Source organism: Pseudomonas sp. CM25 (genome assembly GCF_013179705.1).
Classification (GTDB): domain Bacteria; phylum Pseudomonadota; class Gammaproteobacteria; order Pseudomonadales; family Pseudomonadaceae; genus Aquipseudomonas.
On record NZ_JABMCW010000183.1, the window covers coordinates 1 to 11,078 of the forward strand.

At 63.4% G+C, this 11,078-nt stretch carries 9 protein-coding genes and 2 pseudogenes; 1 reads left to right on the forward strand and 10 read right to left on the reverse strand.

Annotation, left to right across the window (positions count from 1 at the left end; translation table 11 throughout):
- From HP546_RS18430 to HP546_RS18470, 9 genes and pseudogenes are all read right to left on the reverse strand, one after another.
- Positions 1-378, reverse strand: a pseudogene (locus HP546_RS18430) (anthranilate synthase component I); the annotation flags it as partial.
- 69 nt (positions 379-447) lie between these two features.
- Complete coding sequence (locus tag HP546_RS18435; protein WP_172228118.1) at positions 448-1,266, reverse strand: phosphoglycolate phosphatase; 819 nt, start codon at positions 1,264-1,266, stop codon at positions 448-450.
- Positions 1,263-1,937, reverse strand: a complete 675-nt coding sequence (gene rpe / locus HP546_RS18440; RefSeq protein WP_172228120.1) for a ribulose-phosphate 3-epimerase — start codon at positions 1,935-1,937, stop codon at positions 1,263-1,265. The genes HP546_RS18435 and rpe overlap by 4 nt, the downstream gene beginning before the upstream one ends.
- A gap of 264 nt (positions 1,938-2,201) precedes the next feature.
- Positions 2,202-3,029 carry an ABC transporter permease gene (locus HP546_RS18445; protein ID WP_172228122.1) on the reverse strand — a complete coding sequence of 276 codons (828 nt, stop codon included), beginning with the start codon at positions 3,027-3,029 and terminating at the stop codon, positions 2,202-2,204.
- A gap of 11 nt (positions 3,030-3,040) precedes the next feature.
- Complete coding sequence (locus HP546_RS18450) at positions 3,041-4,288, reverse strand: ABC transporter permease (RefSeq protein ID WP_172228124.1); 1,248 nt, start codon at positions 4,286-4,288, stop codon at positions 3,041-3,043.
- A 61-nt stretch (positions 4,289-4,349) separates the two neighbouring features.
- On the reverse strand, positions 4,350-5,384 hold the full coding sequence (locus HP546_RS18455) for an ABC transporter substrate-binding protein (RefSeq protein ID WP_172228126.1): 1,035 nt from the start codon (positions 5,382-5,384) through the stop codon (positions 4,350-4,352).
- Positions 5,385-5,424: 40 nt separating this feature from the next.
- The gene (locus HP546_RS18460; RefSeq protein WP_172228128.1) at positions 5,425-6,549 is read right to left on the reverse strand and encodes an ABC transporter ATP-binding protein; all 1,125 of its coding nucleotides are present in this window, start codon (positions 6,547-6,549) and stop codon (positions 5,425-5,427) included.
- 295 nt (positions 6,550-6,844) lie between these two features.
- The gene (locus tag HP546_RS18465) at positions 6,845-7,474 is read right to left on the reverse strand and encodes a response regulator transcription factor (RefSeq protein ID WP_172228130.1); all 630 of its coding nucleotides are present in this window, start codon (positions 7,472-7,474) and stop codon (positions 6,845-6,847) included.
- Positions 7,431-9,872, reverse strand: a complete 2,442-nt coding sequence (locus tag HP546_RS18470; RefSeq protein WP_172228132.1) for a PAS domain S-box protein — start codon at positions 9,870-9,872, stop codon at positions 7,431-7,433. The genes HP546_RS18465 and HP546_RS18470 overlap by 44 nt, the downstream gene beginning before the upstream one ends.
- Positions 9,873-9,967: 95 nt before the next feature.
- Between HP546_RS18470 and HP546_RS18475 the strand changes: the two genes are divergently transcribed.
- Positions 9,968-10,966, forward strand: coding sequence for an alpha/beta hydrolase family protein (locus HP546_RS18475; RefSeq protein WP_172228134.1), 999 nt, complete (start codon positions 9,968-9,970; stop codon positions 10,964-10,966).
- A 16-nt stretch (positions 10,967-10,982) separates the two neighbouring features.
- On the opposite strand, the pseudogene HP546_RS18480 reads toward HP546_RS18475, so the two are convergent.
- Positions 10,983-11,078 (reverse strand): annotated as a pseudogene (locus tag HP546_RS18480) (molecular chaperone DjlA); the annotation flags it as partial.

Here is an 11,078-nt window from a genome sequence, read left to right on the forward strand (position 1 = left end):
GTCGTAGCCGAAGTAGCCGACCAGGCCGCCGTTGAAACGCGGCAAGCCAGGAATGTCGGCGACCTTGTAGCGGTCCTTGAAGGTTTCAACGAATGCCAGCGGGTCTTCGACATCGTGGCTTTCAACCTCGACGCCATCCTGCAGGATGCTGACGTGGTAACCGTGCACCCGCATCACCGTGCGCGACGGCAGGCCGATCATCGAGTAACGGCCCCACTTTTCGCCGCCCTGCACCGATTCGAGCAAGTACGAGTTGGGTTGGTCGGCCAGTTTCAGGTAGATGGACAGCGGCGTATCGAAGTCGGCCAGGGTTTCGCAGGCCAGGGGAATGCGGTTGTAGCCGGCAGCGGCCAGGCGCAGGAATTCTTCGCGGTTCATGAGTAGCCTCGTGGCAAGCAGCAATGGGTCAGGCAAACGGACGGGCCGGCACGCGCCGGCAGGCTGAAGTCAGGCGCGCCAACGCCAACGGGCCAGGGCCTTGATGACTTTCATCCAGAATTTGCCAGTAACCGCCACGGTGGACTCTCTGTCTTGTGAGGCTTGAAGGTCCGCCAACGTTATCCCAGTGGCCGGGTCTGCGCAACCGGGCAGCAATGCGCGCAGGTCGTCGATGACAAGGCTGGGGGATTCGTCGTGGATCGGCCGGCCATGGTTGTAACCGTAGGTCAGGCCAACACACTGCACGCCAGCTGCCTTGGCCGCCAGCACGTCACTGCGCGAATCACCGACGAACAGCGATTGCTGCGGGGTAACGCCGGCCATCTGCATGACGAACAGCAACGCCGCCGGGTCTGGCTTTTTCTGCGGCAGGGTATCGCCGCCGATGATCCAGCGGAAGTAGTTGCCGATCTTCATCTGGTCCAGCAGGGGGCCGACAAAGCGTTCGGGCTTGTTGGTGATCAGCGCCATTTCCACACCCCGCTTGCGCAACCAGCGCAGGGTGTCCTGCACACCGGGGTAGACCACGGTGAGCTCATGGCTTTCGGCGTAGGCGTCCATGAACAGCGCCAGCGCCTGGTCGGCCAGCGCATCGTCCACGGCGGTGTGATCGATGTCACCCGCCAGCGCCCGGCGCACCAGCACCTGGGCGCCGTTGCCGACCCAGTGGCGAACTGCCTCCAGGCCAGCGGGCGGGCGCCCCAGTTCGAGCAGCATGCAGTCCACGGCGGCGGCCAGGTCGGGCACGGAATCGATCAGGGTACCGTCCAGATCGAACATCACCAGCCTGGGCAGCGCCCCGGGGAACAGCTGCTCGAAGCCGCTCATGGGCGGGCCTGGGCCAGTTCGGCGCGCATCTTGGCGATGACTTCCCGGTAGTCCGGGGCGTTGAAGATCGCCGAGCCGGCCACGAAGGTATCGGCGCCAGCGGCAGCGATGTCGCGGATGTTGTTGACGTTGACGCCGCCGTCGATTTCCAGGCGAATGTCACGCCCGCTGGCGTCGATCAGCGCACGCGCTTCGCGCAGCTTGTCGAGGGTGCCAGGGATGAACTTCTGCCCGCCGAAGCCCGGGTTGACGCTCATCAGCAGCACCATGTCGACCTTGTCCATCACGTACTTCAAGGCGTCCATGCTAGTGGCCGGGTTGAACACCAGGCCAGCCTTGCAGCCGCCGTCCTTGATCAGCTGCAACGAACGGTCGACATGCTGCGACGCTTCCGGGTGGAAGGTGATATAGGTGGCACCGGCTTCAATGAAGTCGCCGATGATGCGGTCGACCGGGCTGACCATCAGGTGCACATCGATCGGCGCGGTGACGCCGTACTTGCGCAAGGCGGTGCACACCATCGGGCCGATGGTCAGGTTGGGTACGTAGTGGTTGTCCATGACATCGAAGTGGACGATGTCGGCACCCGCAGCCAGCACTTTGTCGACGTCCTCACCCAGGCGGGCGAAATCGGCGGAAAGGATGGAGGGGGCAATAGCGTAGGGCTGCATGGCGCACCTGTTGGCAGAATCACGGTGGCGCGCATTGTAACTCAGGGAAAGGGATGAGGGCTGATTGGTATCAAAGGGTGTCGACCAGTTGTTACAACCTGTGCCGGCCTCTTCGCGGCTAAAGCCGCTCCCACAGGGACCGCGCAATTTCAAATTTTGCACAAATCCTGTGGGAGCAACTGTCTTGCGCAGAATTTAAAAACCGTGCGCGATCCCTGTGGGAGCGGGTTTACCCGCGAAGAGGCCGGAAAAGGCAACACACCCTCAGGCAGGCTGCTGTGTTCTCAACTTCTCGCTGCGCCCACGCAACCACTCCAGGGTCAGCAACAGCACCACCGAAAACGCAATCAGCAAGGTTGCCGCCGCCGCAATGGTCGGGCTCAGGTTCTCGCGAATACCACTGAACATCTGCCGTGGCAGGGTCGCCTGCTCCGGCCCGGCCAGGAACAGCGTTACCACCACTTCGTCAAACGAGGTGGCAAACGCGAACAATGCCCCGGAGATCACCCCTGGTGCGATCAGCGGCAGGGTCACCCGGCGGAACGCCAGCAGCGGCGAAGCGCCCAGGCTGGCGGCAGCACGCACCAGGTTGTAGTTGAAGCCCTGCAAGGTCGCCGACACGGTAATGATGACAAACGGCACACCCAGCACCGCATGCACCAGAATCAGCGAAGTGAAACTGTTGCCCAGGCCCAGCGGGGCGAAGAACAGGTAGCTGGCCACGCCAATGATCACCACCGGCACCACCATTGGCGAAATCACCAACGCCATCACCAGCGACTTGCCGGGGAAGTCGCCCCGGGTGAGGCCGATGGCCGCCAGTGTACCGAATACCATGGCCAGCACCGTCGCCGCCGGGGCAACGATGATGCTGTTCTTCAGTGCCCGCATCCACTCGGCCGAGCCGAAGAAGTCCTGGTACCACTGCAGCGAAAAGCCCTGCAGCGGGTACACCAGGAAACTGCCACTGTTGAACGACAGCGGCACGATCACCAGCACCGGCAAGATCAGGAACAGCAAGATCAGGCCGCAAAGAATGCGCAGGCTGTAGTACCAGACCCGCTCCACCGGCGACATATATGGGCTCAGCATGACAAGGCTCCTCAGCTCAGGCGCAGGCGGCTGGCGCCAACCAGCCAGCTATAGATCAGGTACAGCAGCACGGTCGCCAGCAGCAAAAGCCCGCCCAGCGCGGTAGCCATGCCCCAGTTGATGCTGGTGTTGGTATAGAAGGCGACGAAGTAGCTGACCATCTGGTCGTTGGGGCTGCCCAGCAGCGCCGGGGTGATGTAGTAGCCGATGGCCAGGATGAACACCAGCAGGCAACCGGCGCCGACACCAGCGTAGGTCTGCGGGAAGTAAACACGCCAGAAACTGGCGAACGGGTGACAGCCCAGCGAAATCGCCGCGCGCATGTAGCTGGGCGAAATACCTTTCATCACGCTGTACAGCGGCAGGATCATGAACGGCAGCAGGATGTGCACCATCGAGATGTACACGCCGGTGCGGTTGAACACCAGTTCCAGCGGCTGGTCGATGATACCCATGGCCATCAGCGCACTGTTGATCAGGCCACCGGATTGCAACAGCACGATCCACGCCGCTACCCGCACCAGGATCGAGGTCCAGAACGGCAGCAGCACCAGGATCATCAGCAGGTTGCTCTGCCGGGTCGGCAGATTGGCCAGCAGGTAGGCCAGCGGATAGGCCAGCACCAGGCAGATGGCGGTGATCACCACACCCATCCACAGGGTGCGGGCAAAGATGTCCAGGTAGATGGCCTGGTCCGGGGTGGCCTTGGCCAGTTCGCCAAGGTCATCGATACGGTGATCGACAGAAGCCAGCAGGTAGAACGAGGTCACCGTGCTGGTGTTGCGGCGGATCGCCTGCCAGTAGGCAGGGTCGCCCCAGCGCTCGTCCAGCGCCTGCAAGGCTTCTTTATAGGAGGCCGGTTCAGCCTTGAACGGCAGCGCCCTGGCAGTCTTGGTCAACAGGCTGCGGTAGCCTGCCAGTTCCATGTTCAAGCGTTTGGATAGGTCGCCAAGCGTCTGGTTCTTGCGCGCCTCGGCCAGGTCCTGGCTCAGTGCCTTGTACACATCCTCGCCCGGCAGGCTCTTGCCATCCCACTGGGTAATGATGTCTACCGTGCGCGGCAGGCCGGCGACCACTTCCGGATTGCCGACGCTTTTGTACAGCAGCGCGGCTATCGGTACCAGAAACACCAGCACAAGGAACAGCGCCAGCGGCGCGATCAACGCCTGCGCCTTCCAGCGGTTGACCCGCTCGGCGTGCTTGAGGCGCTGCTTGAGACTTTGACCTGCGCCTTCGTTGAGGGGCACTGCGATGGCCATGGCGAACTCCGCGATACGAACTGAAAATAGGGCCGCAAAGCGGCCCCCTAACGCTGGCCGTCTACTTCTTCGCCGCCCAGGCGTTGAAGCGTTGTTCCAGCTGTTCGCTGTTGTCGGCCCAGAAGGCCACGTCGATCTGCACCTGGTTGGCGATGTTCTCAGGCGTGGTCGGCATGTCTTTCTTCACCTCGTCCGACAGCAGGCTCACAGCCTTGGAATTGGCCGGGCCGTAGGCGATGTTCTCGGAGTAGGTTTTCTGCTGCTCGGGCTGCACGCTGAACGCGATGAACTGCTTAGCCGCCTCTGCATCCTTGGCACCCTTCGGGATGGCCCAGGCATCAAAGTCGTAGATACCGCCGTTCCATACCACTTTCAGGTTGCTCTCTTTCTGCACCGCAGCAATCCGGCCGTTGTAGGCCGAGCTCATGACCACGTCACCCGAAGCCAGGAACTGTGGCGGCTGGGCGCCGGCCTCCCACCACTGGATGCTGGGTTTCAGCTCGTCGAGCTTCTTGAAGGCGCGGTCCTGGCCTTCCTTGGTCGCCAGCACCTTGTACACATCCTTGGGTGCGACACCATCGGCCATCAGGGCGAATTCCATGGTGTACTTGGCGCCTTTGCGCAGGCCACGCTTGCCCGGGAACTGCTTGGTATCCCAGAAATCAGCCCAGCTGGTAGGTGCAGTCTTGAGTTTGTCAGCGTTGTAGGCCATTACCGTGGACCAGACAAAGAAGCCGACGCCGCAGGGCTGAATGGCACCGGAAACATAGTCGCCTTCATTGCCGAACAATGCCGGGTCGAGCTCTTCGAACATGCCCTCGTCACAACCGCGTGCCAGCTCTGGCGACTCTACTTCCACCAGGTTCCAGGACACGCTCTTGGTATCGACCATCGCTTTGACCTTGGCCATTTCACCGTTGTACTCGCCGGCCACGATCTTGCCCTTGCCGGCCTTTTCCCACGGCGCGTAAAAGGCCTTTTCCTGGGCCGCCTTGTTGGCGCCGCCGAACGAAATCACCGTGAGGTCTGCTGCCAGTGCCTGGCCAGCGGCGAACAGCCCCAAGGCCAGGGCGGTCAGTTTCAACTGCTTGCGCATTATTATTCTCTCCACAGTACAGGGTTGGTGAAGCAATCCATCAATGGGCTTCGGCAATCGGATCGAGCGCGCGGGCGTGCTCCACCTCCCAGCCCAGCGGTACCACATCGCCTACGGCCAAGGCCGGATCCAGCTCGGCAATCGGCTGCTTCACGAAGAAGTCGCCCTTGCCGCAAACCTCCAGGCGCACCCGCACGTGGTCGCCCAGGTAAATGAATTCGGCCACCCGGCCGGAGAACCGGTTCACGCAGCTTTCGCTGTGGCCGTTCAGGCGCACCCGCTCGGGGCGGATCGACAGGGTCACCGGCTCGCCGGCCTGGCCGACATTCACCGCCAGCGCCTCGATCCGTTCGCCGCGCGGCAGCTGCACCTGGCAGCGCTTGCCATCGCTGGCCAGCAGGGTGCCGTTGATGCGGTTGTTCTCACCGATGAAGTTGGCGACGAAGGTATTGCAGGGTTCTTCGTACAGCGTGCGGGGGTCGGCGATCTGCTGGATTTCACCCTGGTGGAACACCGCCACGCGGTCCGACATGGTCAGTGCTTCACCCTGGTCGTGGGTCACGTACACCACCGTCACACCCAGGCGCTGGTGAATGTGCTTGATCTCCATCTGCATGTGTTCACGCAGTTGCTTGTCCAGGGCGCCCAGTGGCTCGTCCATCAGCACCAGTTGCGGCTCGAACACCAGCGCCCGGGCCAGGGCCACGCGCTGCTGCTGGCCGCCGGACAGCTGGCCGGGGTAGCGCTGGGCAAAGGCGTCGAGCTGGACCATGTTCAGCACCCGCTTGACCCGCTCGCTGATGTCGGTCTTGCTCAGGTTGCGCACGCTCAGCGGGAAGGCCAGGTTTTCGGCGACAGTCATGTGCGGGAACAGCGCGTAGTTCTGGAACACCATGCCGATGTCGCGCTTGTGCGGAGGCACATTATTGATCGAGCGCCCGGCCAGCTGGATTTCACCGGCGGTGGGTGTTTCGAAGCCGGCCAGCATCATCAGGCTGGTGGTCTTGCCCGAGCCGGACGGGCCAAGCAGGGTGAGGAACTCGCCCTTGCGGATGTCCAGATTGAGGTCTTTGACGATCAGCGACTCGCCGTCGTAGCTCTTCTGCACACCACGGAAGCTGACCAGCGTTTCGCTGGTTGCAGCATTCGACTTCGCCTCGCTCATGCCTGCACCTTTTTGTTGGATGACTGCGTAGGCAAAGACTAGACAAGCGGCAAGCGCCCGGAAATCGGGGGTGCTGAGAGAATGCCATCATCCGGATGGAAGATTGACTGTAGGGATCCCCCTACAAAGATGGCGGGATTGGAATACTCACTTCAGCCGCGCTGCTCACCCTGCGGGAGCGGGTTCACCCGCGAAGGGGTCAGCCCAGGCAACGCACATGGCAGGCCTGGCCCTTTCGCAGGTGAACCCGCTCCCACAGGGATTCGCTACAGGCTGATAGACAGGTATGTCGCAATCAGACCAGCTTGTGCTCCATGGAGTACTTCACCAGCTCTGCCAGCGAGTTCACCTTCAGCTTCTGCATCAGCCGCGCCTTGTGGGTGCTGATGGTCTTGCTCGACAGCGCCAGTTGCTGGGCGATGTCGTTGACATTGGCACCCTGGGCCAAGCGCTCGAATACCGAAAACTCCCGCTCCGATAACAAGGTATGTAACGGCCGCGACTCGGTCAGGCCCACTTCGAACACCATGCGATCGGCCAGCGCCGGGTCGATATAGCGCCCCCCCCCGGCTACCCGGCGAATCGCAGTCAGCAACAGCGCCGGGTCACTGTCCTTGGTGGCATAGCCTGCCGCGCCGGCCTTCAACGCCCGCGCCGCCATCTGCGCCTCATCATGCATCGACAGCATCAGGATCGCCGGCGCAGCGTGCAACGCACGAATCCTCGGGATCGCTTCCAGGCCATTGACGCCCGGCATCGAGATATCCAGCAGCACCACCTCGCACGGCGTGTGGCGCAGGGTTTCGAGCAGTTGCTCACCGTTACCGGCCTCACCCACCACCTGCATGTCCTTGGCCAGGCCAATCAATTGCTTGATGCCTTCACGGACGATGGTGTGGTCTTCGGCCACCAGCACTCGAATCACGCTCGCTCTCCTGTTCCAACGGAATGGCCACGCTCAGGCTGGTGCCTTCGCCCGGTTCACTGTGCAGCGCCATGCTGCCGCCCAGCATCAGCACCCGCTCGCGCAACCCCACCAGGCCAAACGAGGTCGGCCGGGGCTGCTCGCGGCAAAAGCCTTGCCCGTCATCGCTGACGGTCATGCGCAATTGCCCGCCCTCTCGTACCAGTTCGATCTCGACACTGTGCGCCTGGGCATGGCGCATTACATTGGTCAGTGCTTCCTGCAGGATACGGAACAACCCCGTGGCCTTGGCATCGCTCAAGGCTGGCAGATTATCCGGTACTTGCACCAGACAGGGAATTTGCGTGCGCGCTTCGAATCGCCGCGCCTGCCACTCGATGGCCGAAGCAATCCCCGCGTCGAGAATCGGCGGGCGCAAGGCGGTGGCCACATCGCGCACCAACTGGAACAGTTGGCTGATCAGGCGCTTCATGCTGGCCAGGCGTTCGTTCAGGGCCGGGTCCAGCTCGGCAAAGGCCAGTTCGCACATCGACACCTCCAGCTTGAGCACGGTCAGCATCTGCCCCAGCTCGTCGTGCACTTCGCGGGCGATGCGGGCCTTTTCTTCCTCGCGCACACTCTCAAGGTGGGCCGACAGCTCGCGCAACTGCTCCTGGGATTTCGCCAGGGCAAGCTCGGCCCGTTTCCCTTGGGTGATGTCCCACACCACACCATCCCAGACCACCTGGCCGTTGGCCAGGCGTCGGGTACTGGCCTTGATATCGGCCCAGCGTTGCTCGCCGTGACGGGTGAGGATGCGGCCCTGCCAGGACCAGTCCTGATCGCTGGCCAGCGCCAGGTCCTGCACCCGATGGTAGTCGGCACGGTCTTCGGGGTGCACCAGGTTGCGCAGGCCCATGTGCGGTTGCTGAATTTCGCTGGGCGCATAACCCACCAGGGCCTCGCTGCCCTCGCTGACATAGGGAAACTCCAGGTCGCCCTCGGCGGGGTCTCGCTCCAGGCGAAACACCAGCCCCGGCACGTTGCCGGCTATACCCTTGAGCCGTGCTTCGCTTTCACGCAGGGCCGCCAGGGCACGATGACGCTCGGTAACATCGGCCAGATAGACCACCAGGTATTCGGCGTCACGAAAGCGCAGAAAGCTCAGCGACAGTTCTACCGGCAGCAGGCTCTGGTCAGCGCGCTGGCAGTGCGTTTCGAACTGCCCTGCACCGCCCTCCCCGGTGCGCGCGCCCTTCCAAAGCTGCAGCCAGCGATCCATGTTCAGGCTGGGCTCGAAGTCGCTCAACGGCCGCTCCAGCAATGCGCCTTCCGCGTAACCCAGCATGCGCTCGGCGGCGTGGTTGGCGTAGCGCACGTGGCTGTCCCAGTTGACCCAGAGGATGCCTACCGTGCTCTGGTCGATGGCGAACTGGCTCAGGCGCAGCACTTCTTCACGGACTTGCCGCTCCACCAGGCTTTCCCGCGCGGTGAGCAGGCTGCGCTCCAGCCGGTGCTGCTGCCGACGTTGCCACATCAGGGTCGCCAGCGCGCACAACAGCAACATCCCGAACAGCAGGGCCAGGTTCTGCCAGAAGCCGGGCGACTCGCTCAGGCGCGGGTATTTCGGCTGCAGCCAGCGCTGGTGCAGTTGTTCCAGCTCCTTGGCGGGCAGCGCCTGCAGACCACGCTCGAGCACATCGGCCAGCAGCGGCCAGTCACGCCGCGAGCCGATACGCAACAGTTGCGGCAGGCCGATATCGCCCACCACCGCCAGCTCACCGAACTCGCTCTCGCGGGAAAGGCGGCTGAGCTGGGCTTCATCCAGCACCGCGAAGCTGGCCTGGCCGCCGACCACCAGTTGCAAGGCCTCGCGCTCATTGGGCACGCCCTGCAGGTTGAGATTGCCGTAGTTACCACGCAGGTATTCCGCCAACTGGCTGGGCATGCGCACCGCAACGCGCTGCTCGCTGTCGAGCTTTTCCAGCTCTATGGCCATGGCCCCGGTGCGCGGCCCTACCACCAGTTGCGGCACGCGCATGTAGGGGTCGCTGAACAACCACAGTCGCAGGCTGGCCGGGGTCTGGGAAAGGCCGGGAGCGAAGTCGATTTCCCCCGCCTTCAGGGCATGCTCCAGGCTGGCCTGGTCAGCAAAGTTGCGCCAGGTAAGGTCCAGGCGCAATGCCTGCGCCAGGCTGCTTACCAGCTCGACGTTGGCCCCGTACAGTTGCTGCAGGCGTCGGTCGAACTGGGCGTAGGGCGCCTGCAGCACCAGGCCGACGCGCAGGCTACGGTGGCTATCCAGCCACTGCTGTTGCGCAGGTTCCAGCACAACGGTGGGCACTACCTCGGGCCTGGCCAATGCAATCAAGGGCAGCCACAAGCAGCCGATAACCAACAGGCGACGCACTCGCTTCATCTACACGCTCGTCCTGGCAAAGGCGGCCATGCAGCATGGCCGTCACGGGCAAATACTATTAGGCTGCCGGTATCATTCTGGCCCCGGGTTGACTCATGTCCACACTTTATCGCACGACGCTGGCAATGTGCTGCCTGGCCTCGATCCTTCCACTCGGCGCCCTTGCCGCCGATGCCGACCCACCCACCAGCGCCCCTGCGGCACCTGTTGCCGAAGCGCCGCGACCGCCGCTGCTGGAGCGTAGCCAGGAAGATGCCCAAGCCCTTGAGCGGCTGGTCCCCAAGGCCGAACAGCAGCCCCTGCAGGCGGGTGCCGACAGCTTCCTGGCCCTGTGGAAGCCGGCCAACGACAGCGACCCGCAAGGGGCAGTGATCATCGTCCCAGGCGCTGGCGAAACTGCCGACTGGCCGAACGCCGTCGGCCCGCTGCGGCAGAAATTCCCCGATATCGGCTGGCACAGCCTGAGCATCAGCCTGCCCGACCTGCTCGCCGACAGCCCGCAGGCCCGGGTCGAAGCCAAGCCGGCAGCCGAGCCCGAAAAACCCAAAGGTGAAAGTGCACCGGCCAAGGATGTGCCCGCCGACGCCAATGCAAACGTCGCCCAGGCCACTGCCGCCGATGCCGACACCGCCGAGAGCACCGACGCCGAACAGGCCAGCGAGCAGACCGATCCGGCCGATGCCGAGCGCATCTTCGCTCGCCTGGATGCCGCAGTGGCTTTCGCCCAGCAGCACAATGCCCGCAGCATCGTGCTGATCGGCCATGGCAGCGGCGCCTATTGGGCGGCCCGCTACCTGAGCGAGAAACAGCCACCACAGGTGCAGAAGCTGGTAATGGTCGCGGCGCAGACCCCGGCTCGGGTGGAGCATGACCTGGAAAGCCTGGCGCCGACCCTGAAGCTACCGACCGCCGACATCTATTACGCCACCCGAAGCCCTGATCGCAATGCGGCCGCGCAACGCCTACAGGCCAGCAAGCGGCAGAAGGACAGCCAGTACAAGCAGCTGTCGCTGATTGCCATGCCGGGGAACAAGGCGGCGGAGCAGGAGCAACTGTTCCGCCGGGTGCGGGGCTGGATGAGCCCGCAGGGATAATGCGCCGAGCGGGCCGCTACAGCCCATGCCGCTTGCGGATCATGGCATAGGCCTGGTGCAACTCGCGGGTGCGCTCGGTAGCTTCACGCACCTGCGCCTCGCTGGCACCACT